A 25,852-nucleotide genomic window follows, 5' to 3' on the forward strand; every position below is an offset into this window, starting at 1 on the left:
GATTCATTATGGAGCGGTAGCGTAAATTATTGCACTTCGCTGACAATAATTATCCGCTCGTATATTTTGCCCTCAAAGGTATATTCTTCGGTCTTGCCGAGAACCCAGCGCCAGTCGGTGATTCGTTTGGCATCGTAGATCGACTGCCATTTACTCCAGTCTGTAGCCTTGAATTTGAAACGAAGGTTGGCTACTTGGTAAAGCTTTATTTCTCTTGATTCGCTGACGTCCGGTCGAGATGTGTCGGTCGGAGCAATTTGAGCAAAAACTTCATCGTCGGGGAAAATGTCATATGGAAGCCGGTCGTCAATGCTTAATAGACTGAATCCTCCACTTACGTGTTTCCCTTGAACATAGAACGTCTGTACATATTCATGTCCGACTTTATACTTGGTCGTATAGGGAACCGGATCGTTGCTGCTGTCCTTGCTGCAAGCGAAAAGCAGAGGAACAAGTAAAACAATAAGAATTTTCTTCACCTTATATTTCGTCTATTATTCGTTGCTCTTTTAGAACTTCATGCTGAGCACTATTTATTTTATCGGTATAATAAATCGCTATTGTTCCTTCTTTTGAAATGCTAATCATAATATCTCCGTTAGGGGTATTCCACATGGTCATAAAGTGTGCATGATCTGTTTTGACAGCTGTCATTTGCATATCAGTAGTGCCGTCGAAAGGATATTCAAATTTATTGACCGAATTTGAGGGTGAACCATATTTTTTTGAGTATAATTCTACGAGTGAGAGGTATTTTATATATAAGCGATCCCAACTCTCTTCTGGCTTGGTGGATGCAATGACCATATGCACTAAATCAGCCCCTTCAACACAGTAAATGAATATATCACACTCATATCCTGCAAAATTGCCCTGCAAAATATTTTCGTGACTATCTGTAGGTTTATAGCCCTTTTCAATTAATTTACTCCGGAAAGTTGCAAGGGAACCGTCAATTTCGATTCCAGCAAATTTAAGATGGGAATTTACTTCTTGATGTATCTGGAGATTAGCTTTATCATTGTTTGTATCTGCGGTGGTTACATCATCTGATTGAGCCTCAATATCGCGTAACATTCCACTAAAAATAGCCTTGCGAATTAATCCGTATTGGCCTATATTGCCAACATATATTCCAAGCGATCTGGCGCCCACATCGTTTTTGTAAAACCCTGTATTACCATCCGGCAGACCCAAATCAAATGAATCTCCTTTTTTTGCTGTTTCTATTGTCTCGATTGCTTGATGTATAAATGAAATAGCCTGTTGCTTATTTCCCAGACTCACAAGCAAAAAGCGTTTGGAGGTATATTTTCGGTCCCGCATATCAAAATGATATGTAGTTCCTTGGGGTGTTGTTGTTTTGTATAAATGATAGTTGCCTAGATCATACGAACCTATTTTTTCTGCATTCGACATCTTAGAAAATTGCGCGAATACAGAAAAAGGAATTGTAAGCGCCAATAAAATTGCGTATAGGATTTTTTTCATACAACTAATGTTTTCAAGTGATTGAAAAGCCTCTGGAATATATTTTACATTATATTTCTCTTGATTACCCCCGTCACCCGCAGCAATCGACGCACGTCCTCGAATGGTATCTCGCTAAGGCACCGGAAGGCCGATTTGTATTTATATTATTAACATACAACGTCAACATATGTACAAATATATAAAAAATATGGACGAATTATGAAAAGCGGATATCACGTACTTTATTTTAAAACAGAATAATTTAAAAAAGAGAGTATGAGAAGAACTAAAGATAGCAGGAATGCAGATAAAACGATGATTGGGAAATTGGGATTCATTTTGGAAGCGGCCCGTAAACGAATCTTCCGGTTTTTCTCCATCCTTCAGGATTATACAGTAATCATTCTAACCGGCTCGGTACTTCTGCAAATGGACTATGTCGAATGCAGGCTTCGTAAGGGCATATGTCGAGAATAAGCTTTGCACTTATGTTCTCGCTATCACAAAAAAAATACGACCTGCCGTCACTGCGGCAGGTCGTATTTGTCTGAAGAGCGGAGTATTATTTCTTGTACCAGTCTTTATTCTTTTCGCCGTTCGTAGCGGCCCATTCCGCATAAGCGGGGTAGACCTGATCGATCGGGGACTTTTCATTTGTCTGGTCGAGCAGTTTGGCCACGTCCCCGTCGTTCGCACCCGAAAGGAAGAACGCGAACGGATAATTCTCGGCGCGTACGTAGTAGATGCCTTTTTCGGGAATCGACTTGTCGTCGTTCGTGCCGAAGAACGACATCTCGGCGCGTGCCGTCGGCGCTTCGTAGGGGATATGCACCTCCCAGCGTTTCCCTGCGGTCAGCCCGTCGCGGTCGGTGCGGTAGATAAACGGCTTGATCGTTCCGGCCTGCGCCTCGGCGACCGGCGCGTCGTATTTCGCCGTAATCCGGTAGGTCGCACCCATCGTCTCCTTAACGTCGGGCGTCAGCAGCACGACCTTGCCGTCGCGCTCGAAATCCGCGGCTTCGAACGTCTCGGCACCGGGCTTGCGGACGCTGAATTCGAGTTTTGCGTCCGCCGCCGCTCCCGTAAGGGTCACGGCGAGTCCGTTGGCGTTGCCTGCGAAGTTGGCGAAGGTCTTCAGCATGAACGACTCCTCGAAAACGCCCTTTTCGTTGAATACCTTCTCGTAATCGCTGCGGACCATCACGTCGTTCATGTCGTAGTCGCCGCGGCTGGGCCAGAGGTCCTCGAAGGCATAGATGCCGCGCAGTACGTTGGCCGTCTTCTTGCCGTCGTTGACATCGACCGACGGAATGTCCGTCACGGCGTCCACGGGGTTGGAGGTCATCGTGAATACCACGTCGCTGAAGTTCTCGTCGTTGGTGTGGTCCTCGAACGAGAAGAGCACCGAATTGATGCCGCTTTTCTTGTCCGTATAGCGGAATACGGCCGTGCGCGGCGTCTGATAGGCGACACCGTTGTTATTGACGCTCAGACCGTCGGAAGTCGCGGCGCGGTACTTTTTGTCTCCGGCTCTCAGCCGGTTGGTCCATGCGTTGGTCGCCAGCACGAAGCCGATGCGGTAATCGGCCGGGAATACGGTCGTAGCTCCGGCCTTGCTGCCGTCGGCGATTTCGGGATAATAGATCAGCTGTACGGCTGTGCCGCGCTCCACGCCCTGATAGAGCCGTGATTCCCACGGCGAGTTGCTCCACCGGCCGTCCTGCGTGTTGGGGAAGATCATCACCACATTGGCGTCGGCGAGCGACTTGGGCTTGTTGCCGGTCTTATAGTAATAATAACCCATCGAGCTGTTCCAGCAGGTGTTGCTGCCCAGTAGGGTGATGACTACTTCGGCCGATTTTTCGAGATAGAGGTCGCGCGAGGAGCGGTACTCCTTCGGACACTTTTTGGTCGTGTCGAACACGCTTGCGTGCGCCTTGAGGAGCGCTCCGTAATTCTTGACCTTCAGATCGCCGTCGTATTCGTAGCCGATGCTGCCGTAGGTCGTGTCGTAGCTGCCCAGCCATGTCTTCCAACCGTCCCGCTCGACAGCCGTCGAATGATACTCCTTGGCGCGCGTCGATGCGGGGGCTGCGTTGGCAGGTGCTCCCGATTCGGCCGATGCGGTCAGCATATCGCCGCTGCGGGTCGCTTCGAGCAGGGTGCGCGCATAGAAGGCGGGGGTCAATACATAAGCCTTCCGGATATACGCGGGCAGTTCGATCGTCCCTTCGAAACGTCCCTGCCCGTCGGTATAGCCGGCATAGAGCGGCTCGACACCTGCGATTTTGGCATAGGCCGTTTCGGTCTCTTCGACGGGACAGGTGTCGTAGACCTCGAAATAGACGTTGGCCGGCATCCCGGCCATGTCGCCGTAATCGACGCAGAGCGTGACCGGGACGGTCGTCGTGAAGCCGAATTCATTGAATTCCCCGCCCTTTGCGGGCGGTTCGGGCGACGGGGTGGGGTTGTCGTGGGAACAACCCGCCGCAGCGGCCATCGCCATGGCCGCAATCGTTAGGATAGTGACGCTTTTCATTATCGTTGTCAATTGCACCTGCTCTGTTTTGTGTATATTTTGAGCGAAAGTGTATATTATACCGCAAAAGTATGCAAAAAAAACGTACGTTGTACGCCGACGCACGAAAAATTGCAGGAAATTATTAAAAATAAGATTTATAGACCCGTTTATGGTATCCGGAAGATCTTGCCTTCGGCGAAAGTCGCCCAGAGGGAGCCGTCGGGAGCCTGCGCGAAATCATTTCCGCCCGAATTGCAGCATTTGACGCTCCACAACAGCGTGCCGTCTTCGCCTACGGCGGCAACGGTGCCGTGACGGCCCGCGACATAGACCACGCCGTCGCGCACGAATGCCGGACAGGAGTTGTACTCATACCCCCAGCCGAGGTCGGTGCACCATAGTTCGCGGTACCGCTCCGCCGAGGTGTCTATGGCCGCCAGCTCGCCGTCCATCGTCTTGTAGTAGAACCTCCGTCCGTCGCCGCTCAGTCCGGTCGTTTCGCGCGATTTGCGGCTGTTGTCGCGCCATAGCTGCTTCCCGGTGGCGAGATCCAGACAGGTCACGACGCGGTCCGGGGCGACGATGAAGACCTTGCCGCCGGCGATGCGGGGTACGACGTGCCCCGGCGAGAAGAAGAGACTGCCGCTGCCGTTGTTCCACTTCCAGAGCAGTTCGCCGGTGCCGGCGTCGAGACAATAGAGATGGCGGTCCCATGCGCCGAATACGAGCCGTCCGTCGGCCAGCGTCGGACGGCCCTGCGCCTGCCCGCAGCCGTAATCGTGCCGCCACAACAGCCTGCCGCTGCGCAGGTCGATCTTGCCTATGGAACCGATTCCCAGACCTATGTATAATGCCCCGCCGTCCGTAAGTCCGTCGCCCACGACAGCGCTCTGCGTCGGAAGGTGCCATTTCTCGCGCCCCGTCCGGGCGTCGAAAGCCCATATGCCGCCCGATGCGGCTCCCGCGATCACGAGTCCTCCGGTGCAGAGCGGAGTGGTGTAAAGCCCGTCCGGAAAGACGTGCCGCCACAATTCGCGTCCCTTGCGCGTGTCGTAGGCGCGCAGTACGCCCTGCGAATTGCCGTAACAGAGCACCTCGCCGCAGAATGCCGCTCCCGTCAGCACCATGGCGCTGTCCTGCACGACCAGCCGCATGCGGCCTTCGGCGTCGGGCGCCGGCGGCAGCGGGTCGCAGGGGAGCGCCGATATCTGCGGATCGTCTTTCAGGCAGACCGTATACCGGGTGACCGGGGGCATGCCGAGCGGCTTCTCGCGTATGCGCACCGAGTCGGCGAAAAAGTCGAGCAGCGTATACCCCGGCGCTTCGCCCCTTTTGCCCGCGAGTGCGCGGCCCGGAATCCCCGCAATCCCGTCGAAGTTGCGCAGCTGCAGCTGGTGGTAATGGCCGTACAGCGATGCCGTGACGCCCACGCTTTTCAGCGTCTCGGTCACCTCCTGCCGGTTCGTCAGATCCCCGTTGAGCGGGTAGTGGCAGAGGCTTACGATCCGCTCGCCGGGCCGTGCGGCGGCCGCTTGGCGTTCGAGCCATGCGAGGTCTTCGCCCCGTATCATTCCGTCGGCCATTTTCATATAAGGCCCGCTGGCATAGCCCAGAAAGAGATAACCCTTGGCGCGGGTGGCGACGCATCCCGCATGTCCGAACAGACGGCGGAATGTCGTGCAGCCGCTTTCGGACCACGTCGTTTCGTGGTTGCCCGGCACCGTGAACCACGGCTTGCGGAGCTGCGACATGAGTCCGTGCACATGCGCCAGCTCGCGGTCGCTCCCCATGTTCGTCAGGTCGCCCCCGAAGATGACCAGATCGGCGTCCGAAGCGTTCGCCTCCGCGACGGCGATCCGGAAGAGCGAATCCTGCGCGTTGCCCGGCGTGACGTGTATGTCGGTGAAGAAGACGGTGCGGAGCGTATCGGCGGGCGGGACCTCCCCGGCCGTTTTCGCCGCGGCAGGCTGCGGCGCCAGCAGGGTCAGGCACATGCAGCCGCATAATTCGATGAACGGGTTTTTCATGGTTTCGGAGCAGTTTTATCATTACAAGGTACGAATTTAGGCCGAAAAAACATATCTTTGCGTCACTAAAAAAACAGAAGTCCATGAAAAAAATAATGCTGCTCGGTTCGGGTGAGCTGGGCAAGGAATTCGTGATCGCGGCGCAGCGGCTGGGACAGACCGTCGTCGCCTGCGACTCTTATGCGGGCGCCCCCGCCATGCAGGTCGCCGACGCATGCGAAGTGTTTCACATGCTCGACGGCGACGCGCTGGCCGCCGCCGTCGGGAAACACCGTCCCGACATCATCGTGCCCGAAATCGAGGCGATCCGCACCGAACGGCTCTACGAGTTCGAAAAGGCGGGCGTGCAGGTCGTGCCGAGCGCCCGCGCCGTCAACTTCACGATGAACCGCAAAGCCATCCGCGACCTTGCGGCCAAGGAGCTGGGGCTGAAGACCGCCCGCTATTTCTACGCGACGTCGTACGACGAGCTGAAGCAAGCCGCCGCGAAGATCGGTTATCCGTGCGTGGTGAAACCCCTGATGTCGTCGTCGGGCAAAGGCCAGTCGCTCGTCAAAGGACCCGAAGAGCTGGAGCACGCTTGGCGCTATGGCTGCGAAGGGTCGCGCGGAGACATCCGCGAGCTGATTATCGAGGAGTTCATCCGCTTCGACAGCGAGATCACGCTGCTCACCGTAACCCAGAAGAACGGCCCGACGCTCTTCTGCCCGCCGATCGGCCATGTGCAGAAGGGCGGGGACTACCGCGAAAGCTTCCAGTCGCCGCACATCGCGCCCGAACATCTGGCCGAAGCGCAGCGCATGGCGGCCGCCGTCACCGAAGCGCTGACCGGCGCCGGGCTGTGGGGCGTGGAGTTCTTCCTGAGCCACGAAAACGGGGTCTACTTCTCCGAACTCTCGCCGCGGCCCCACGATACGGGCATGGTGACGCTGGCCGGCACGCAGAATCTCAATGAATTCGAACTGCACCTGCGGGCCGTGCTGGGGTTGCCGATTCCGGCCGTCACGTTCGAGCGTCTGGGCGCCTCGGCCGTCGTCCTCTCGCCGGTCGCCTGCGCCTCGGCGCCGCGTTACGAGGGCATCGACCGCGCACTGGCCGCCGATCCCCGCACCGACGTGCGCATCTTCGGCAAACCCTCGGCCCGCGTGAACCGCCGCATGGGCGTGGTCACGGGCTACGCCCCGCTCGACGGCGATCTGGAGGCCCTGCGCGAACGGGTCAAGGCCGCCGCCGCGGAAATCAAAGTTCTGGAACCTTAATTTTATCGAACGATATGGCACAATACGCAATTATTTCGACCGAGAAAGGCGACATGAAAGCCGAACTCTATACCGATGAGACGCCGGGCACGGTGGCGAACTTCGTAAAACTCGCGGAGAGCCGTTTCTACGACGGACTGACTTTCCACCGGGTGATTCCGGGATTCGTCATTCAGGGCGGCTGCCCCAAAGGCGACGGCACAGGCGGTCCGGGTTACACGATCAAATGCGAAACCTCGGCTCCGCGCCAGTACCACGACCGGGGCGTACTCTCGATGGCCCATGCGGGACGCGACACGGGCGGCTCGCAGTTCTTCATCTGCCACACCCGCGAAACGACGCAGCATCTCGACGGCCGTCACACCTGCTTCGGCCGCGTCGTCGAAGGGCTGGAGGTCATCGACGACATCCGTCCCGGCGACCTGATCCTCTCGGTCCGTATCGTGAACGAGTAGCGCGCCGCTGCAATCGCAGATTATCCCTGAGGTCGCAGAATTCGCCAAAGGCTCTCCGTACGGAGAGCCTTTTTTCGTCGCGGGAAGATCCGTTGCCCGCAAGAGGAGACCGCACGGCGGCCTGTCCTCCTCTTTTCCGCATCGTCGGCATCAGCGTGGAGCGGCACGAAGAGAGGGTGTCGCCGGTCTGATGCTGCGGGAACCGGCAATGCGCTGCCGCCGCGTCATATCTTCCGGATCATTTCGAACTGCTTTCCCTGCGGCACGATGTTTTTCGCTTGCAGGAATCCGGTTATCGAGCCGCACGAGACGTCGGTATTTATGATTTTGAGGGAGTCGTTCCTGTTCAGCCGGAGCATCTCCCGCAGCAGCAGGCCGGCGATTCCCTTTCTGCGGTACTGCCGCTTCACCGCGATCTGCGCGACGTCGCCCGACGCGGGTTCGAAAACGCAGTAGCCGGCGAGTTCCTCTTCGGTGAAGACGCCCAGACTGACGAAATCTCCGGCGGCTCTTCCTATGGATTCGAAACTGTTCTGCCACGAGGGCGTGAAATCCCAAAAGGAGGAGATCGAAGCGAATTTTTCGGGATCTATCCGTCTCACCGAGTGGGGCAGGCGGGGCGTATCGCCCCGGTCGACGATTTCCGTGTTCGCCCGGCAGAAATAGTTGAACTCCCGAACCGTCTCGAACCCCAGATTCCGGTAAACGGACACGGCTCCGGTGTTGTGCTGCAACACCTCCAGCAGATACTGTCCGACGCCCGCCCGCCGTAGGTGCGGCATCGAGTGTCTGAAAATCTCCGTGGCCAGTCCCGTGCCCCGGTACTCCTTGAGGGTCCCGGTTCCCGTGTCGTAAGCCGTCGGCACGCCGTTGAAATTGCCGATGCCGTTCAGCGTGAAAGCCGCGATCTGCGCTCCGTCGAATGCGGCGAACGACAGGGTGGGATCGAAACCGCGCCGTGTCAGCATGGCCCGCAGCTGTTCCGCGTTCAGCTGCACCTCGTAGTCGGCGAACGCCCGGCCGAAAGCCCTGAACAGCGTGTTGAAGTCTGTCTTTTCCAGTGATTTTATCTCCATATGCGTCGGTTTCGGCGGAAAAATGGCCGCCCGGCAAGGCTATGCCCGCTCTGTTTCAAAGATAGTGATTTTTACCGATCTCCGCTTCCCGAATTCCGCTTTTTCACCGCAGCTCCGGTCCGTGCGACGGCCGGGAAACCCGCAGCAAAAAAAAGAGACCGTCTCAAAACGCTGAGACAGTCTCTTTGTCATTCGGTTCTTGGACCGTATCGCCTCCGGATTATTTTCCGAACTTGGCCTTGATGTTTTCCGTCGCCTTCTTCAGCAGCTCCTCTGGGCAGCAGAGCGTGATGCGGATGTAACGCTTGCCCTCCGAGCCGAAGATGCCGCCCGGAGTCAGGAACACGTCGCACTTGTCCATCACCTCGTCCGAGAATGCGAAACTGTCACCCTCGTACGACTCCGGCAGTTCGGCCCATACGAACAGTCCCGCCTGATGCTCGCGGTATTTGCATCCCAGCGCGTCGAGCAGCGCGTACGCCTGCTTCTCACGGCCGTAGTAGATGTCGTTCAGCTCCTTGAACCACTCCTCGCCCAGCGCCAGCGCCGTGTCGGCCGCAGCCTGAATGGGGTAGAACATACCCGAATCCATGTTCGACTTGAACGTGAGGATCGAGTCGATCCACTCCTTCTTGCCTACGACCACGCCCACGCGCCAGCCGGCCATCGAATGGCCTTTCGACAGCGAGTTCATCTCCAGCGCCACGTCGCGCGCGCCTTCTGCCTCCATGATCGAGATCGGAGCCGCCGCGTTGCGGATGAAGCTGTAGGGGTTGTCGTGCACGATCAGTATGTTGTGCTTGGCGCCGAAATCCACGATCTGCTGGAACAGCTCCATGGTCGGGGTCTGTCCCGTCGGCATGTTGGGGTAGTTTATCAGCATCATCTTCACACCGTCCAGCCCGGCCTTCTCGATCGCCGCGAAATCGGGGTAGAAATTCGTCTCCTTGTTGAGCGCATAGGTCACCATCTCGCCGCCGGCCAGACGCACGGCCGCCGAGTAGGTGGGGTAGCCGGGGTTGGGCACCAGCACCTTGTCGCCCTTATTGAGGAACGTCATGCAGATGTGCATGATACCCTCCTTCGAACCGATCAGGGGCAGCACCTCCGAATTGTAGTCCAGCTCGGTGCGGTACCATTTCTTGTACCAGTCTGCAAAAGCTTTGCGCAGGATCGGCTCTCCCTTGTAGGACATGTATTTGTGCACGTCGGGACGCTGCGCCTCTTTGGCGAGACGGTCGATGACCGACTGGTGCGGGGGCAGGTCGGGGCTGCCCATAGCGAGTTTCACGATCTGACGGCCCGTTGCCGCTTCGATTTCGGCGATCTCGCGCAGACGGCGCGAAAAATAGTACTCTCCGATGCCGTCCAACCGATGGGAACGGGCGATGTTGACTGCTTTTGCCATAGTGTAATCAGGTGTTTGGATTTGCTGTTTGCAAAGATAGGTATTCCTATTAAAAATTAAAAGCCATCGTTGAATTTTATCTCCCTTCGGACTCTCTCCGCCGCTTCGTTTCCCGCTCAGACCTGCTTCGGGGCGGTATGTCGGGCGGGTAACAGTTCGTAACATTTTTTACGAACCGTCCCCTTTTACAGCGCGAAGAGAATGAATATCTGCGCCGTCAGCACGCGCAGGAACATCACTACGGGATAGACCGTCGAATAACCCACGGCCGGCATGTCGTTGCCCGCCGTGGCGTTGGCGTAGGCCAGCGCCGGGGGATCGGTCGTCGATCCGGCGATAAGTCCCATCAGCGTGTAGTAGTTCATCTTGAGCCACAGCCGCGCTACCAGCGCGACGATTATCAGCGGCAGGACGGTGATGATGACGCCGTATCCGATCCAGCGGTAACCGCCGTCGACGATGGCGTCGATGAATCCGTCGCCCGCGCCGATGCCCACCGCCGCGAGGAACAGCGCGATGCCGATTTCGCGCAGCATCAGGTTGGCGCTCATCGTGGTGTAGGTGACCAGATGGAAATGCGTACCGAAGCGTCCGATCAGGATGGCCACGATCAGCGGGCCTCCGGCCAGTCCGAGCTTCACGGGCTGGGGCACGTTGAGCAGCGGAATCGACCCCAGCAGCACACCTAAAGCGATACCTACGAAGATCGTCACCAAATTAGGCTGGTTCAGCTTCTTGAGCGAGTTGCCCAATACGTCGGCCACCTGCGCCACGGCCTTCGCGGGTCCCACGACCATCACGCGGTCGCCGACCTGCAGTTCCAAGCCCTGATAGGGGATCAGATCGACGCCCGCGCGGTTTACGCGCGTGATGGTGATGCCGTATTTCGTGCGCAGGCGCAGGTCGGAGAATTTCTTGCCGTTGAGCGACGATTTCGTGATCAGGATGCGGCGCGACACCAGCTCGGCGTTGGGCGTATTGTTGCCCCACTGCTCGTCGGTCATCTCCACGCGGCGGCCGAAGAAGGCCACGATCGCCTCGATGTCCTCGGCCTGCGAGATCACCCACAGCCGGTCGCCGAGGTGTATCACGCTATCCGCATCGGCCATCGAGATCGTTCCGTCGGGACGCAGGATGCGCGATATGACGAACTGACGGTTGATCAGGTCGCGGACATAGGCCACCGTGCGGCCGTCGAGCGTCTTGTTGGTGAATTCGACCGACACCTTGTCGGCGAGCTTGTGCTCCCGGCTCAGCGCCGCCAGCCCCTCGTCCTCCTTTTCGAACTTCACGCGCAGGGCGTAGCGGATGAAGATCATCGTGAATATGATGCCCACGACGCCGAGCGGATAGGCCACGGCGTAACCCAGCGCGATCGTGGGGTCTTCGATCCCCGACGCATCGGCGTAAGCCTGCTGCGCGGCGCCCAGTCCGGGGGTGTTGGTCACGGCGCCCGAAAGGATGCCGACCATCGTCGGAATCGGCGTGCCGGTCACCAGATGGACGACATAGGCCGTCGCCACGCCCAGCAATACGATCGCCACGGCGCACATGACCAGCGTCATGCCGCCGTGTTTGAACGATGCGAAAAATCCCGGTCCGACCTGCAGACCGATCGAGAAGACGAACAGAATCAGCCCGAATTCCTGCACGAAATGCCTGACCTCGCCGTCCACCGTCATTCCGAAATGACTCAGGACGATGCCCACGAACAGAATCCACGTGATTCCGAGCGAGACGCCGCCAATTTTGACTTTTCCGAGCAGAATGCCGATGGTGATGACCAACGCGAAGGTCAGCACGGCATGGGCGATGCCGTTGCCGAAGAACAAGGTGTGTAACCACTCCATATTAACCTACTTTTGTACGAATTGCCAGTAATTGTGCAAAAGTAGTATTTATTATAGAATTTAAAAAACTTTGATGCGACTTTTATGGTGCCGATATACGTCCGTCCGTCCGCCGCAGGGGTTGCGGCTAATACAGATACCGCTCCATCAGCGGCATGAGCAGCGCCGTCGCCAGCCCCATCAGGGCCATGGCCAGCCCGCTCAGAGCGCCCTCCACGGCGCCTATCTCGATGGCGCGCGCCGTTCCGATGCCGTGTGCGGCGGCTCCCAGCGCAAATCCCCGCGCTTCGGCGTCCCGCACCCCGCAGCGGCGCAGAATCCACTCGCCGAAGATGCTGCCGAAGATTCCGACGCAGAAGACCACGACCGACGTGATCGGCACGATGCCGCCCAGCGGTCCCGACACGGAGACGGCGATCGGCACGGTGACCGATTTGGGGGCTATCGAGGTGAGGATTTCGCGCCCTGCGCCGAACGCCATGGCGATATAGACGACGCTCAGCACGCCCGTCACGCATCCCGCGAGGGTTGCGACGCCCACCGGCAGCAGACTGCCGCGCAGCTGTTCCATCTGTTCGTAAAGCAGGTATCCCAACGCCACGACCGACATGCCCAGCGCGAAATCGAGCGCCGAAGTCGCCTGCTTGTAGCGGGGATAGTCGATGCCCGCCGCGCTGAGGAAGACGATCACCGCGACGAACGTCAGCAGTACGGGATGCAGCAGCGGCACCCGCAGCCGTCGGTAGACGGCGCAGCCCAAGCAGTAGAGTCCTACGGTGAGCGTCAGCAGGAAGAGATCCGAGGAGAGGAATGCCTTGTCAATCATGGTCGGGAGTGTTTGGAGCGGTTTCGCGCAGATGCCGGATGCGCCGCAGGCGCGAACGGCGGTTCAGGCTTTGGAAGGTCTGCCCCGTGACGAGCAGGACGACGATCGTCGAGACGATGCCCGAAATCACGATCGCCCACAGATTGTCGAGAATCACCCGGTAGGAGTCCATCAGCCCCACGCCGTAGGGGACGAAGAAGAGCGCCATGGCTCCCAGCAGGAATTTCGCCGCCGGACGCACGGTCTCGGCTTTGACCCAACGCATGCAGAGCGCCGCGAAAAGCAGGATCATGCCGATGATGTTACCTGACACATAACCTCCGGTCAGGATGCTCAATGCGTTGCCGATCAGCCAGAAAAGGAGTATGTAAAAGAGTCCGAGCATAATTTCTGCACATGTTCGCCTGCAAAGGCATAAAGGCCGTGTACAGCGGCAAAATTAGTCGTCTGTGCACAAGCGGCCTGTTTCGGCGAAATTTATCTGCCGCAAAGATAGCGTTTTTGGCCGTATGTTGTACCTGCAGGAGTTGATTTGTGAGCGGTCACGGTCTCCTGTCGCTTCGTCTGCGTCCCGGAGGATGTCGCGCGCAGATGCGGCGAGCCGAAATCGTCCATCGCATATTGATTTGCAGTTGCCGGGCGGCAAAACGCCACGCCGGCGCATCCTCCCGCGATCAGACGGGGTGCAGGGGCTTCGCCGTTTATCGTTGCGCCGCACCGCTTTGAGCGGACACTGCGCACTGGCGCACGACGCGCATCCGCCGCGCCTGCGCCCCCGGAAGAAGCACCGGAGCCGCCGTGCGAGCAACACCGCGACCGCCGCTCCGATCGCCCATACCGTATAATCCTGCCATCCCATATCAGAGCCACATGACCAAATGATAGACGGCCCATGCCGCCAGCCATGCCAGCAGGGTGTTGTATGCCACGCTGGCGACGGCCCATCGCCAGCCCGCCTCCGAGCCGATGGCCGCGACCGTGGCGATGCAGGGGAAGTAGAGCAGGATGAATACGAGGAACGCCAGCGCCGAGGCGTGGGTGAAATCGCCGCTCGCCGTCAGACGTCGCGCGAGATTCGCCGTCTCTTCGTCTCCGTCCGCCGCGGCATCTTCGGCCGCCGTTCCCGGATTTAGGCCCGGCCGGCCGTCGGCCGTCTTCGCTATGTAGATGGCCGTCGGGCCGTCCGCGCCGCCGATCACGGCGACCTTGCCGTTTGGCAAATCGTTGATCGACAGCTTCGCGGTGTCTGCCATCTCACCCGATTCGGCAACTATTTCGATCGTCCCGGAAGGCTGCGCCGCCGCAGGAGCCCCTTCGGAGTAGAGTACGCCGAGCGTACTGACGATGATCTCCTTGGCCGGGACGCCCGACAACAGGGCCACGCCCGCTTTCCAGTTCAGCCCCAGCGGACTGAACACCGGCTCGCAGGTGCGTCCGAGACGTCCGAGGTAGGAGTTTTCGTAATGTTCGGGCGTATTTCCGGCGTCGGTGCGGGGGTAGTAGCTCAGGAACCATACGACCACCGACGCGACCAGAATCATGCCGCCCATCTTGCGCAGATATTGCGCGCACTTGTCCCACATATGCCTGAGCGTCGTTTTCCATGTCGGCAGGCGGTAGGGCGGCAGCTCCATGACGAACGGCGTTTCGTCCACCGGGAACATGAACCGCCGCATCAGCCGCGCCGTGAAGACGGCCAGCACGACGCCCAGCACATAGAGTCCGATCATCACCAGCCCGGCATTCTCGGCAAAGAAGGTGCCGGCCAGAAGCAGGTAGATCGGAATTCGCGCGCTGCATGACATGAAAGGGGTAATCAGTATGGTAATCAGCCGACTGCTGCGACTCTCGATCGTCCGGCAGGCCATGATCGCCGGGACGTTGCAGCCGAAGCCCATGATGAGCGGAATGAACGATTTGCCGTGCAGGCCGATGCGGTGCATCACGCGGTCCATGATAAAGGCCGCGCGGGCCAAGTAGCCCGAATCCTCCATGAACGAGATGAACAGGTAGAGGATCATGATGTTGGGCAGAAAGACGATCACGGCGCCCACGCCGCCCACGATGCCATCCACCAGCAGGTCGCGCAGCGGTCCGGCGGGCATCATGTAGTCGATCGCACCGCCGATCCAGCCCACCAGCGCGTCGATCCACTCCTGCGGATAGGCGCCCAGACTGAACGTGCACCAGAACATGAACCACATCAGGAAGAAGAAGATCGGGAATCCCCACAGTTTATGCGTCACGAAGGTGTCGATCTGCGCCGTGGTCGAAGCCTCCTCGCGCTTGCCCGGAGTGAAGGTCTCCCTGAGCGCGCCCTGTATGAATCCGTATTTCTGGTTGGCGACTGCCGTTTCGACGTCTTCGCCCAGCGCTTCGCTGATGCGCTTGGCTTCCAGATCGCGGATCGCGGCCCATTCGGGCCAGCGGCTGCAGCCGCGCAGCTGCTCCTCGACCTGCCGGTCGCCTTCGAGCATCTTCATCGCATAGTAGCGGGGCGGGAAGGCTTTGGGCAGCTCGCCGCGGAAAGCGTTCATGTCGCCGTTCAGGCGGCGCAGTCCCTCTTCGATGACGGACCCCATGTTGATGTGGATGTGGCGCACGCGCTCGTCCTGATTCTCGTATACCGCGATCACCGTGTCGAGCAGCTGCTCGATGCCCTTGCCGTTGCGCGCCTCGACGGGCACCATCGGCACGCCAAGCATGCGGCCCAAGTTGTCGTAATCCAGCTCTGCACCGCTTGAGTTAAGCTCATCGAACATGTTGAGCGCCACAACCATGCGCGGGTTTATGTCGATCAGCTCCGTAGTCAGGTACAGGTTGCGTTCGAGGTTCGACGCCACCACCGAGTTGATAATCACGTCGGGAGTCCTCTCGGCGATGTGGCTGCGCACGTAACGCTCTTCGGGCGTGTAGGCCGAAAGGGCGTAGGTGCCCGGCAGGTCGGTCACTTCGAAACGGTAGCCGCGGTAGCAGCGGTGCCCGATCTTGGCGCCGACCGTCACGCCGCTGTAGTTGCCGACGTGTTCGTGACCGCCCGAAATGGCGTTGAAAAGCGAGGTCTTGCCGCTGTTGGGGTTGCCCACCAGTGCCACGCCGATCGTGCGGCTGTGACGGTTGATGACTTCGTCGATCGTCGCGCAGCCGTCATCCGGACCGGGCGTCTCGGCCGTCGGGTATTCCGGTTCCGCGGGCTGTCCGTCGGCGCCGCATCCGCAGTGCCGGCGGTGGTGTTCGTGGTGGTGATGGTGCGAGCCGCCCCCGGCGAGGTATTCGCTGGCTTCGCTGTCTGAGAGCACGACCACCATGTCGGCTTCGCTGCGGCGCAGCGAGATGTCGTAGCCCATGATCTTGTATTCGATAGGGTCCTTCAGCGGGGCGTTGAGAATCACTTCGACCCGCTGTCCGCGGACGAAACCCATCTCCATGATGCGGCGGCGGAAACCGCCGTGTCCCGTCACTTTGAGTATCGTGGCCGATTCCCCGGTCTTAAGTTCGGATAGACGCATTGTCGCTCTTTGGTTTTTGGCTCCAAAGATACGATTTTACGCCGGGATGTGCAATCCCCAAAAATGGGTATTTCCGGATTGTTCACGGGATGATGCGCGGCGGGTGTCCCGTCTTTGCCATACTATTGAATTATATTGTTATATTTGCCTGAATAATTTTCTTGACGCCCATGACACGAATACATTATCGCTTGCCGGCGCTGCTTTGCGGATCGCTGGCGGCCGCCGGCGTGACTGCCGCCGACGGCAAAAACAAAGGCGCTGATCCGAAACGCCCGAACATCTTGGTGCTGATCGCCGACGACATTTCCCGCGACGATTTCGGATGTTACGGACATCCGGTTATCCGCACGCCCAACATCGACTCCCTCGCAGCCTCCGGAGTGCGCTTTACCAACGCCATCCTGACGACCAGTTCGAGCAGTCCGAGCCGCGCGAGCATCCTTACGGGGCGTTATCCCCACAACACGGGGGCCTGCGAACTCCATTCGCCGATCGGTGCGGAGCAGGTTACCGTCGCCGGAGCGCTGAAAGCGGCGGGGTATTATACGGCGCAGGCCGGAAAGTGGCATTTCGGCGATTCGTCGGCGATCCCCGCAGGGCCGGTACTGCATGATTTCGACCGGACGGGAGGCGGCTCCAACGACGGGGGCGGTCCCAGCGGGGCCGAACGCTGGGTGGAATACCTGCGCGACCGGCCTGCCGACCGGCCCTTTTTTATGTGGTTCGCATCTCACGATGCCCACCGCGGCTGGGATGACGACCGTTCGCTGGAACGCTATAGCCCCGAAAACGTTGTCTTACCGCGCTTCTTTGTCGATGATTACCCTTCACGGGAGGATTTCGCCAGCTACTATTACGAAGTGTCGCGCTTCGACCGTTTCGTCGGCGAGGTCGTCGCCGAACTCCGGCGTCAGGGCGTTTTCGACGACACGTTCATCGTCGTCATGGCCGACAACGGCCGTCCCTTCGCCCGTGCCAAGACACGGCTTCTACCCGATGGCATCCACACGCCTTTTGTCGTCCGTTATCCGGCCGGAATGCGTGCCAAAGCGGAGGTTTGCAACAGCTTGGTGAGCGTTGTCGATCTCGCTCCGACGCTCACCGACATTGCGGGCGTCGCAACGCCCCGCGCATTCCAAGGACGCAGTTTCGCATCCCTGCTTGCTCATCCCGACCGCAAATTCCGTACATACGCTTTCGCCGAACACAACTGGCACGATTTCGAAGCCTGCGAACGGATGGTCTGCACGGAACGCTACCTGCTGATCGAAAATGCCCGCCCGTGGTTGAGTGCCGTAGGGGCGGCGGACGTTGTGAACAGCGCTTCGGGACGCTCGCTGTTCGAGGCCTATGCCGCAGGCCGGCTGGATTCGCTTCAGGCCGACATATTCATCACGCCGCGCCCTTCGGTCGAGCTGTACGACTATCGCGCCGATCCGGAACAGCTGGAGAATCTCGCCGCCGGGAAATCCGCCGTAACGGCGAAGCTGCTTGCCGTACTGCGGAAATGGCAGGCAGAAACAGGCGACACGACGCCCGACAGCCTGACCCCCGACTGGCGTTCGCGGGAAACGGCCCGAAAACTCCCGGCATTCGGGGAGCGCCGCGAGATGCCGGGAAAAGCTGCCGGAGCCGCCCTGATTACCGCTCCCGGACCATTTTAGCGTTCCATTGCCGGGGTGTGCGCTCACCATCCGCCGCCCAGCGCCTTGCAGAGATTGACGTAGTTGATATATTGCTGCGCCACCAGATTGACGAACTCCATCTGCGACTGATAGAGGCTGCGCTGGGCGTCGATCACGTCGAGGTAGTCGGACAGGCCGCTGCGGTAGAGCGCCTGCGTCATCGCGGCGATGCGGTCGTTGGCGAGAACCAGCTCGCCGTAGCGTTCGGTCTGCCTGCGGTAGGTGGCGATGGCCACCAGCGCCTGCTCGACGTCGGAAAAGGCCGTCAGCACGGTCTGCTCGTAGGTCAGCGCCGACTGCGTGTAACGTTCCATGGCGGCCTGTTCCGCGCGGCGAAGTCTGCCGAAATTGAAGACGGGGAGTGTCAGCGAGCCTAACGCATCCCACGCCCAAGGGTTGGCCGAAGTTAAACCTTTGATCGAATTGGATGCGATTCCGCCTTTGGCCGTCAGAGCAATGGACGGGAACCGGTTGCCGCGTGCGATGCCCACTTCGGCGGCTGCGGCGAGCATATCGTAACGCGCCTGCATGATGTCGGGCCGCCGTTCGAGCAGCTCCGAGGGCAGTCCGACGGGAATGTCCGCCGGACGGTAATCGGTCAGCAGGCGCAGTCCAGCCCCCGCGCTGTCCGTTCGCCGCGGCGTTTCGCCCAGCAGGATGTCGAGTGACAGCCGCGTCTGCGCCACGGCCCGTCGGTACTGCGGAATGTCCGCTTCGGCGGTGTAGACCAGACTCCGGGCCTGCTCCAGCGCCACGCCGTCCGACATGCCGTAGCGGAACATCGAGTCGATCAGGGCCGCCGATTCGCGCCGCAGGGCGCAGCTCTGCCGGGCGATCGCCAGATCGCGTTCGTATTCGAGCAGGGTGAAATAGGTCGTGGCGACTTCGGCCGCCAGCGCCAGCCGCACGCCCCGCAGCGCCCACTCCGACGAGGCTATCTGGGCTTTTGCGGCGCGTTTGGCATTGCGCAGCTGCCCGAAGAGCGCCACCTCCCACGAGAGCGACGGCTCGACGGCGTACGACTGCACGATCTTCGTGGCAGGCGTATATTCGCCTTCGGCCGTGACGCCCAGCCCGACCTGCGGCAGGTACTGCGCCCGCACGCTCTTGAGGTTCAGCCGCGCTTCCTCCACGCGCGAGGCCGCCACGGCCACGTCGCGGTTGTTGTCCAGCGCCCGTGCGACGAGGTTGTTGAGCACCGTATCGCCGAACAGCGTCCACCATTCGGGGCCGAAGCGGGTCGTGTCCTCCGAGAATCCCCGCCCGTAGATGTAATCGTCGGGCACAGAGACGCGCGGCGGGTAGAAGCGCGGCGTGCAGGCCGCCGTAAATGCTGCGAAAATGATTATGAGGTATCCGGCTTTCATGACTGTTCCTGTTTTTTGCGTTCGCGGCGGCGTTCGAAACCGCCGATGCGTCCCACGAAATAGTAGAGCGCGGGGTAGACGAAGATGCCCAGCAGCGTGGCGAACAGCATGCCGCCCACGAGCGCGACGCCCATGATGTTGCGCGCCGTGGCGTATACGCCGCTGGCGAAGATCAGCGGCATGACGCCGAGGATGAAGGCGAAAGCGGTCATGATGATCGGCCGCACGCGCAGTTTGGCGGCCCCGATCGCGGCGTCCATGAGCGAGGCGCCCTGCTCGTTGAAGAGCCTGTCGGCGTACTCCACGACCAGAATGGCGTTTTTGGCCGCCAGTCCGATCAGCATCACCAGCGAAATCTGCATGTAGATGTCATTGACGTAGAAGGCGTTGAGCAGGTGTGAGACGCCGATGAAGAGCACGGCGCCCAGCACCGCCACGGGAACGCTCATCAGAATCGCCAGCGGCAGCCCCCACGATTCGTACAGGGCCGCCAGCGCGAGGAACACGAAGACCAGCGCCAGCAGGTAGACCAGTCCTCCGGTCTTCGAAGCGTTGGCTTCCTGAAAGGAGGTGCCGCTCCATGCCGTGCCGACGTCGTCGGGCAGTACCTGCGCGGCCGTGCGGGTGATGTCCTGCATGACGGTCGTCGTCGAGGTGCGGGCCGCGGGGGTGACCGTAAGTCCGATCGAACGGTAGAGGTTGAACTGCGAGACGTATTCGACGCCCACGGTATCCACGACCTCGACCAGCGACGAGACGGGGACGCTTTCGCCCGACGAGGAGGCGACGTAATAGCTGTCGAGCGAGCGTTTGTCCATGCGGTAGGCGGGGGCGGCCTGAATGTAGGTCTGGTAGAGCTTGCCGAAACGCGAGAAGTTGTTGACATAGGCGCCGCCCAGCAGGGTCGTCAGGTCGCCGTAAAGTACGCCCAAGTCCACGCCCGAAGCCAGCGCCTGCTCCTTGTCGATGCGCAGCCGCCGCTGGGGGACGCCCGCGTTGAACTGCGTGGTCACCGACGCGACGGAGGGCAGCTTGCGCAACGAGTCCATCAGCCGTTCGCTCTGCTCCAGCAGGTAGGCCGTGCCGCGCCCTTCGAGGTCCTGCACCTCGACCGAAACGCCCGACGTGATGCCCAGACCGGGGATCGACGGCGGGATGAAGGCGAAGCACTCGGCGCCCGGAACCGCCATGTAAAGCTCGTCGGTGAGTTTCTGGGCGATCTCCATGGCCGTCAGTTTGCGGTCGGAATAACCGACCAGCGACACGAAGATGATGCCGCTGTCGGTCGAAGCGATGCCCGCCATCATGTTGAATCCCGCGGCGAACGAGGTCGAAGCGACTTCGGGCAGCGTGCGGATCACTTCGTCGGCCCGGATCATGGCCTTCTGTGTCACCTGCAGCGACGAGGCTTCGGGAGTCGAAACCATCACCATCACGTATCCCTGATCCTCTTCGGGCAGGAATCCGGCGGGCAGTTTGCGCCACACGAGGAAGATGACGGCCAGTACCGCGGCGATAAATACGCCCGTGCGGGCCACGTGGCGGATCAGCGTCGGCGTGAAGGCCGTATATTTGTCCATCCGCCGGGCGAACCAGCGGTTGAAAGCGGCGAAGAATCCCTTCTTGGGCGGTTCGCGGCGGCGCAGGAGCAGGGCGCACAAGGCCGGGGAGAGCGTCAGGGCGTTGAAGGCCGAGATCACGACCGACACGGCGATCGTCACCGAGAACTGCTGGAACAGCCGCCCCGTGATGCCGCCCGTAAACGATACGGGGATGAATACGGCCAGCAGGACGACGGTCGTGGCGACGATGGGCGAAGCCACGTTCTTCATGGCTTCGAGCGCCGCGGCGCGGGGTTTCATCCCGTTGGCGATATTGACCTGCGCGGCCTCCACGACCACGATGGCGTCGTCCACCACCAGACCGATCGCCAGCACCAGTCCCAGCAGCGAAATGATGTTGATCGAGAACCCCAGCAGCGGAAAGAGCGCGAAGGCGCCGACCAGCGACACGGGGATGGCGACCAGCGGAATGACCGTGGCGCGCCAGTCCTGAATGAAGAGGTAGATAATGCAGATCACCAGCACGAGGGCTATGATGAGCGTGGTGAAGATGTCGCTGATGCCGGCGTCGATGCTGGTCGTGGTGTCCACGACCGTCGATGTCGTGATGCCGTCGGGCAGGCGTTCGCCGAGCCGCGCCATTTCGGCCTTGACCTTGTCGCCTACGGCCACGGCGTTGCTGCCCGGCTCCTGATAAATGACGATAAGGGCCGTAGGCTTGCCCTCGAAGAGCGAGCTTACGCCGTAACTCTGGCTTCCGAGCGATACGTCGGCCACGTCGCGCAGGCGGATCTGTTCGCCCTCAGAGGTGGTCACGACGACGATGTCGCCGAACTGCTCGGCCGTGGTGATCTGCGGGGGCATGGTCACCGTATAGGTATAGGAGGTGCCGTCGGGCGCTGGTTCGGCTCCGAACTGTCCGGCAGGGTAGATGCCGCCCTGATTTTCGATGGCGGCGGTGACGGCCGAAACCGGGATGCCGTAGTATTTCAGCACGTCGGGCCGGAGCCATACGCGCATGGCGTACTCTCCGGCGCCCATGATCGAGACCTTGCCCACGCCGTTGATCTTCAGCAGTTCGTTCTGAAGGTTGATGTAGGCATAATTCGAGAGGAATTCGTCGTCGTAGCGTCCGTCGCTGTGCAGCGAGAAGACCAGCAGGAAACCCGTCATGGTCTTGCGCGTGGTGACGCCCTGCTTGGTCACCGTCGCCGGAAGCTGGGCTGCGGCCGAGGATACGTTGTTCTGGGTGAAGATGGCGTCGAGGTCGGGATCGGACCCGATGTCGAAGGTCACCTGCATGACCATCGAACCGTCGTTGGCGCTCGTGGTCTGCAGGTAGAGCATGTCGCTGACGCCCATGACGCTCTGTGCCACGGGCGTGGCCACGGCGTTATTGACCGTCTCGGCGTCGGCGCCGTCGTAGGTCGCCGAGACCTCGACCACCGGAGGCGTGATGTCGGGATACTGCTCGATCGGCAGGTTCAGGATCGAGATCAAACCCACGAGTACGATGACGATGGCCAGCGAGATGGCGAAAATCGGACGTGAAATGAAGAATTTCTCCATGACGTCAGCGTATTACGGGGATTACCTTCATGCCGTTGCGCAGTTTCTGCTGGCCTGCCGTAACCACCTGTTCGCCCTCGGCGAGCCCCTCGTCCACGCACCACATCGTGCCGTAGGTGTCGCCCAGCACCACGCGGCGGTAGGCCGCCGTGCTGTCGGGCCGTACGACCCAGACCGAATTGACGCCCTGCGCCTGACTGACGCTCTGCTGAGGCACGATCACCCGCGGCTGCACGGGGCCGACGTTGGCCGAGACGCGGGCGAACTGCCCGGGTTTGAGCGACCGGTCGGGGTTGGGGAACATCACCACCAGCACGAGCGTTCCCGTGCTGCTCGACACGTCCTTGCGCGTGTAGTCGTAGAGTCCCCCGTAAGGGTAGCGCGTGCCGTCGGCCAGCGTCAGGCGAATGTCCGAGAGCAGCCCCTCGTTGTCGTAGATCGAACCGCGTCCTCCGGCCGCCCTGAGGTATTCGGCCATCGGAATGGCCACATCGACGGTCAGCGTGTCGATATTCGAAATGCTCGTCAGCACGCTGAACTGCGTGCCGGGACCGACGTAGTCGCCCACATGCGCCGCCGTGTGTTCGATGATGCCGTCGATGGGCGAGCGCAGCTCGGTGTAGCCGACGTTCATGCGGGCGCTGCTGAGCGTCTGCTCGGCCGAGCGCACCGAGGCTTCGGCGGCCTTGTACTGCGCCGTATACTGATCGAGCTGCGCCTGACTGATGGCGTTGATCTTGGCCAGCGGCACGGCGCGCTCGTAGTTGTTCTGAGCCTCCAGCGCCTGCGCCTTGGCCGACTGGAGCGCGGCTTCGGCGGCGAGCATCGTGGTCGAAAGCTGGTCGGGGTCGATCGTGAAAAGCAGCTGCCCGCGTTTTACGGGCATGCCGTTCGAAAACCGCTTGGATAACAGAAAGCCATTGATCCGGGGCTGGATCACGGCGTCGAAATTACTCGAAAGGTAACCGATGAAGCTCATGCGGTTGGGGATGCTGTCCGTAACGGCGCGGGCCGTTTCGACCTGCAGGGGCGGCATTGCGGGTTTCGGCTTGTGCCGGCCGCACCCGGCGGGCAGGAGCGCGGAAACGAGTCCCGCCACGATTAAAAGTCTGTTCATACCGGAATGTTTTACGCTCTTGCGGGGACAAAAAACGTACCGCGAACCGGGTGACAGGCTCTTGGAAAGGGGGTTTTATGCTAAAAAACGTTGAATTTTTTGGCAATAAATGATGATGTTTAGATAATTTTTATATCTTTGCGTTGATAACAAACCCAATTAATAAAAAAAGTTATGAAAGAATTAGTAGCAAAGATCAATGCAGAGTACGAAGTATTCGCAGCTAATGCAGCAGCACAGGTAGAGAAGGGCAACAAGGCCGCCGGTACGCGCGCCCGCAAGTCCGCTCTCGAAATTTCGAAGCTGATGAAGGAGTTCCGCAAGGTTTCCGTAGACGCTGCGAAATAATTACAGACACAATGACGCAACAAAGGCTGTCCCCAGGGGGCAGCCTTTGTTGGTTTCATACGGGCCGTGAACTTGCCTAAAGTTTGATGCCGAAGCGGGCGAAAACCTCCATGTCCTCCGGTTCGAGACCGGTTTTGCGGAAGGGAACGGCCTCGTTGTGGTCGTTCAGGTAACGGCGCGGACGCTTGCGGTCGTAGTCGGGGTTCACGAGCGATACCGTCGGATCGACGAAGCGGCCCCGGATCGAGGCCATGTCGGCCATGGTGTGGAACAGGGCGTGGGTCGTGGCCGGCGCCGTCTCATTGATCCCGGCAGCCGCGGCTTTGGCGGGAAAATTCCGCCGGTAGGCGTCGGAGAACCACGCCAGCGAGGCCACGTAGAGCTGATAGGCGGTCGTGGTGGGCGAGGCGTGCAGGAAGCGTTCGCGGTCGTCGTCCAGAATGTCCTCGCCGTGGTCGGCGCAGTAGAGCAGCGCCGAGGAGGTTTGCCGCAGTCCGCGCAGGAAGGCGATCGTCTCGGCGAGAAAATGGTCCGTGTAACAGATCGAATTGTCGTAAGCGTTGCGGAGCGTGTGCGCATGCTCCCGCGAGATCGCCACGTCGTCGTCGGGTTTGAAACGTGCGAATTCGCGCGGATAACGCTGGTGGTAGCTGAAGTGGGAGCCGTAGCAGTGGAGGATGAAGAGCATCTTCTGCGCCGGGGCGGTCTCGACGATGCGGCGCATTTCGTCCAGCAGCTGCATGTCGTGGCGCGGCGAGCGGATATAGATCAGGTGATCGGCGTCGCGGGCCAGCTTGTCGATCATGGCGCCCTGCGGCGACTGGTTGGAGATGAACCACGTTTCGAAGCCCGCTTCGTTGAAGAGGGCAGGAAGCCCTTTGCGGCGGTAGAGCTGGTCGTGCTCCTCGGTCGAGACGGAGGAGAGGATGAGCGGCACGCTCTTGTGCGTGGTGTTGCTCTGCGTCAGCACATCGCGGAAAATCACCAGATCGTCCACCTGCGAGAGCCGGGGATTGGTCTCCCGTTCGTAGCCGTAAAGCTCCCAGCTCATGGCGCGCGACGCTTCACCTATAATATATACGTAAATCTCGCGTCCGGGCGCTTCGGCCTCGCGGCTGGCCTCGTAGGTGAAATCCGCCGAGGTCTTTTCGAAATTGTAGGCCTTGCGGAATTCCGAGGCGCTCAGGTAGACGTTGTAGGCCACGTTGAGCGGGAAAATCTCGTCGCGCAGCACGTGCCGCTGTTCGCTCACATGATAGGCCGGCCACAGGGCCAGCATGCCCAGCGCCATGAGCGCGGCGCCCGAAAGGCCGACGTTCATGCGCGTCGTGCGCGAAATGTAGCGTTTGTGGCCGATCTCGCGCGCCGCGAACCACAACAGTGGCAGATACATCACGCAGACCAGAATGACCGAAGGGTAGATGTTGCTCAGCAGTTCGCCCGCCTCTCCGGGATTGGTCGTCACCAGATTGGTGAACATGTCCGTGGCGATGATCGAGTTGCCGAACAGATAGAGCAGCACGATCTGGAACGCGCAGAGGAAGATAAAGGGAAATCCCAGCCAGATCATCACGCCGGAACGGCTCAGCGCCACGCTCCACATCATGTAGAAGCCCAGCGGCATCAGAATCAGCGCCTCGACCGTCCAGCCGGAGTAGGGCTCGGTATTGGCCAGCACGCAGTTGGGGATAATCAGCGCGACGAAGAAATAGACGGTCAGCAGCGTGGTGAAACGGCTGCGGGTTTTGACCGTGCGTCGTCTGTTTACCCTATTCGGATCAGCATTCATATCGTTAC

General features: G+C 59.9%; 18 protein-coding genes. 4 read left to right on the plus strand and 14 right to left on the minus strand.

Translation table 11 applies throughout. From position 1 onward, the window contains the following. Positions 1–26: 26 nt before the first annotated feature. The 4 genes from ALFI_RS14870 to ALFI_RS14890 form a co-directional block, all read right to left on the minus strand. Complete coding sequence (locus tag ALFI_RS14870) at positions 27–479, minus strand: hypothetical protein (protein ID WP_014776419.1); 453 nt, start codon at positions 477–479, stop codon at positions 27–29. A 1-nt stretch (position 480) separates the two neighbouring features. After that, positions 481–1,491, minus strand: a complete 1,011-nt coding sequence (locus tag ALFI_RS14875; RefSeq protein WP_014776420.1) for a hypothetical protein — start codon at positions 1,489–1,491, stop codon at positions 481–483. A gap of 544 nt (positions 1,492–2,035) precedes the next feature. After that, positions 2,036–4,012 carry an LruC domain-containing protein gene (locus ALFI_RS14885; RefSeq protein WP_014776422.1) on the minus strand — a complete coding sequence of 659 codons (1,977 nt, stop codon included), beginning with the start codon at positions 4,010–4,012 and terminating at the stop codon, positions 2,036–2,038. A 149-nt stretch (positions 4,013–4,161) separates the two neighbouring features. After that, positions 4,162–6,021: an outer membrane protein assembly factor BamB family protein gene (locus tag ALFI_RS14890; RefSeq protein ID WP_014776423.1), complete on the minus strand. Its 1,860-nt coding sequence runs from the start codon at positions 6,019–6,021 to the stop codon at positions 4,162–4,164. 83 nt (positions 6,022–6,104) lie between these two features. On the opposite strand from ALFI_RS14890, the gene purT reads away from it, so the two are divergent. Then, positions 6,105–7,280 (plus strand): formate-dependent phosphoribosylglycinamide formyltransferase, encoded by a 1,176-nt coding sequence (gene purT / locus ALFI_RS14895; RefSeq protein WP_014776424.1) that lies wholly within the window; start codon positions 6,105–6,107, stop codon positions 7,278–7,280. A gap of 14 nt (positions 7,281–7,294) precedes the next feature. Next, positions 7,295–7,735 (plus strand): peptidylprolyl isomerase, encoded by a 441-nt coding sequence (locus ALFI_RS14900; RefSeq protein ID WP_014776425.1) that lies wholly within the window; start codon positions 7,295–7,297, stop codon positions 7,733–7,735. 224 nt (positions 7,736–7,959) lie between these two features. On the opposite strand, the gene ALFI_RS14905 is transcribed toward ALFI_RS14900, so the two are convergent. The 6 genes from ALFI_RS14905 to feoB form a co-directional block, all read right to left on the minus strand. Next, a complete protein-coding gene (locus ALFI_RS14905) occupies positions 7,960–8,811 on the minus strand; it encodes a GNAT family N-acetyltransferase (RefSeq protein ID WP_014776426.1) in 852 nt (283 codons plus the stop codon). Between the two features lie 220 nt (positions 8,812–9,031). After that, a complete protein-coding gene (locus ALFI_RS14910; RefSeq protein ID WP_014776427.1) occupies positions 9,032–10,219 on the minus strand; it encodes a pyridoxal phosphate-dependent aminotransferase in 1,188 nt (395 codons plus the stop codon). Positions 10,220–10,404: 185 nt separating this feature from the next. After that, entirely contained in the window at positions 10,405–12,069 is a 1,665-nt protein-coding gene (locus tag ALFI_RS14915) for a putative transporter (protein WP_009596645.1), read from the minus strand. A 127-nt stretch (positions 12,070–12,196) separates the two neighbouring features. Continuing rightward, positions 12,197–12,895: an LrgB family protein gene (locus ALFI_RS14920; RefSeq protein WP_009596643.1), complete on the minus strand. Its 699-nt coding sequence runs from the start codon at positions 12,893–12,895 to the stop codon at positions 12,197–12,199. After that, positions 12,888–13,280 (minus strand): CidA/LrgA family protein, encoded by a 393-nt coding sequence (locus ALFI_RS14925; RefSeq protein WP_009596636.1) that lies wholly within the window; start codon positions 13,278–13,280, stop codon positions 12,888–12,890. The genes ALFI_RS14920 and ALFI_RS14925 overlap by 8 nt, the downstream gene beginning before the upstream one ends. Positions 13,281–13,755: 475 nt before the next feature. Beyond that, positions 13,756–16,404, minus strand: coding sequence for a ferrous iron transport protein B (gene feoB / locus ALFI_RS14930; RefSeq protein WP_014776428.1), 2,649 nt, complete (start codon positions 16,402–16,404; stop codon positions 13,756–13,758). 170 nt (positions 16,405–16,574) lie between these two features. Between feoB and ALFI_RS14935 the strand changes: the two genes are divergently transcribed. Next, the gene (locus ALFI_RS14935; protein WP_014776429.1) at positions 16,575–18,071 is read left to right on the plus strand and encodes a sulfatase family protein; all 1,497 of its coding nucleotides are present in this window, start codon (positions 16,575–16,577) and stop codon (positions 18,069–18,071) included. A gap of 23 nt (positions 18,072–18,094) precedes the next feature. On the opposite strand, the gene ALFI_RS14940 is transcribed toward ALFI_RS14935, so the two are convergent. The 3 genes from ALFI_RS14940 to ALFI_RS14950 are packed head-to-tail and all read right to left on the minus strand — an operon-like array spanning position 18,095 to position 23,707. Beyond that, positions 18,095–19,459 carry an efflux transporter outer membrane subunit gene (locus ALFI_RS14940; protein ID WP_009596650.1) on the minus strand — a complete coding sequence of 455 codons (1,365 nt, stop codon included), beginning with the start codon at positions 19,457–19,459 and terminating at the stop codon, positions 18,095–18,097. After that, positions 19,456–22,590, minus strand: coding sequence for an efflux RND transporter permease subunit (locus ALFI_RS14945; RefSeq protein WP_014776430.1), 3,135 nt, complete (start codon positions 22,588–22,590; stop codon positions 19,456–19,458). The genes ALFI_RS14940 and ALFI_RS14945 overlap by 4 nt, the downstream gene beginning before the upstream one ends. Positions 22,591–22,594: 4 nt before the next feature. Further along, positions 22,595–23,707 (minus strand): efflux RND transporter periplasmic adaptor subunit, encoded by a 1,113-nt coding sequence (locus tag ALFI_RS14950; RefSeq protein ID WP_014776431.1) that lies wholly within the window; start codon positions 23,705–23,707, stop codon positions 22,595–22,597. 174 nt (positions 23,708–23,881) lie between these two features. Between ALFI_RS14950 and ALFI_RS14955 the strand changes: the two genes are divergently transcribed. Beyond that, positions 23,882–24,055 (plus strand): histone H1, encoded by a 174-nt coding sequence (locus ALFI_RS14955; RefSeq protein WP_009596623.1) that lies wholly within the window; start codon positions 23,882–23,884, stop codon positions 24,053–24,055. A gap of 76 nt (positions 24,056–24,131) precedes the next feature. Here ALFI_RS14955 and ALFI_RS14960 read toward each other — a convergent pair whose 3' ends face one another. Next, positions 24,132–25,844: a phosphoethanolamine transferase family protein gene (locus tag ALFI_RS14960; RefSeq protein WP_014776432.1), complete on the minus strand. Its 1,713-nt coding sequence runs from the start codon at positions 25,842–25,844 to the stop codon at positions 24,132–24,134. Positions 25,845–25,852: the final 8 nt, after the last annotated feature.

The organism is Alistipes finegoldii DSM 17242, from assembly GCF_000265365.1.
Classification (GTDB): domain Bacteria; phylum Bacteroidota; class Bacteroidia; order Bacteroidales; family Rikenellaceae; genus Alistipes; species Alistipes finegoldii.

What these genes read in the sequence shown, in the direction of transcription:
- ALFI_RS14945 (WP_014776430.1), bottom strand. Translation starts at nt 22,590, where the DNA reads ATGGAGAAATTCTTCATTTCACGTCCGATTTTCGCCATCTCGCTGGCC.
- ALFI_RS14935 (WP_014776429.1), top strand. Translation starts at nt 16,575, where the DNA reads ATGACACGAATACATTATCGCTTGCCGGCGCTGCTTTGCGGATCGCTG.
- ALFI_RS14940 (WP_009596650.1), bottom strand. Translation starts at nt 19,459, where the DNA reads ATGAAAGCCGGATACCTCATAATCATTTTCGCAGCATTTACGGCGGCC.
- ALFI_RS14890 (WP_014776423.1), bottom strand. Translation starts at nt 6,021, where the DNA reads ATGAAAAACCCGTTCATCGAATTATGCGGCTGCATGTGCCTGACCCTG.
- ALFI_RS14925 (WP_009596636.1), bottom strand. Translation starts at nt 13,280, where the DNA reads ATGCTCGGACTCTTTTACATACTCCTTTTCTGGCTGATCGGCAACGCA.
- feoB (WP_014776428.1), bottom strand. Translation starts at nt 16,404, where the DNA reads ATGCGTCTATCCGAACTTAAGACCGGGGAATCGGCCACGATACTCAAA.
- ALFI_RS14885 (WP_014776422.1), bottom strand. Translation starts at nt 4,012, where the DNA reads ATGAAAAGCGTCACTATCCTAACGATTGCGGCCATGGCGATGGCCGCT.
- ALFI_RS14900 (WP_014776425.1), top strand. Translation starts at nt 7,295, where the DNA reads ATGGCACAATACGCAATTATTTCGACCGAGAAAGGCGACATGAAAGCC.
- purT (WP_014776424.1), top strand. Translation starts at nt 6,105, where the DNA reads ATGAAAAAAATAATGCTGCTCGGTTCGGGTGAGCTGGGCAAGGAATTC.
- ALFI_RS14910 (WP_014776427.1), bottom strand. Translation starts at nt 10,219, where the DNA reads ATGGCAAAAGCAGTCAACATCGCCCGTTCCCATCGGTTGGACGGCATC.
- ALFI_RS14915 (WP_009596645.1), bottom strand. Translation starts at nt 12,069, where the DNA reads ATGGAGTGGTTACACACCTTGTTCTTCGGCAACGGCATCGCCCATGCC.
- ALFI_RS14955 (WP_009596623.1), top strand. Translation starts at nt 23,882, where the DNA reads ATGAAAGAATTAGTAGCAAAGATCAATGCAGAGTACGAAGTATTCGCA.
- ALFI_RS14920 (WP_009596643.1), bottom strand. Translation starts at nt 12,895, where the DNA reads ATGATTGACAAGGCATTCCTCTCCTCGGATCTCTTCCTGCTGACGCTC.
- ALFI_RS14950 (WP_014776431.1), bottom strand. Translation starts at nt 23,707, where the DNA reads ATGAACAGACTTTTAATCGTGGCGGGACTCGTTTCCGCGCTCCTGCCC.
- ALFI_RS14875 (WP_014776420.1), bottom strand. Translation starts at nt 1,491, where the DNA reads ATGAAAAAAATCCTATACGCAATTTTATTGGCGCTTACAATTCCTTTT.
- ALFI_RS14960 (WP_014776432.1), bottom strand. Translation starts at nt 25,844, where the DNA reads ATGAATGCTGATCCGAATAGGGTAAACAGACGACGCACGGTCAAAACC.
- ALFI_RS14905 (WP_014776426.1), bottom strand. Translation starts at nt 8,811, where the DNA reads ATGGAGATAAAATCACTGGAAAAGACAGACTTCAACACGCTGTTCAGG.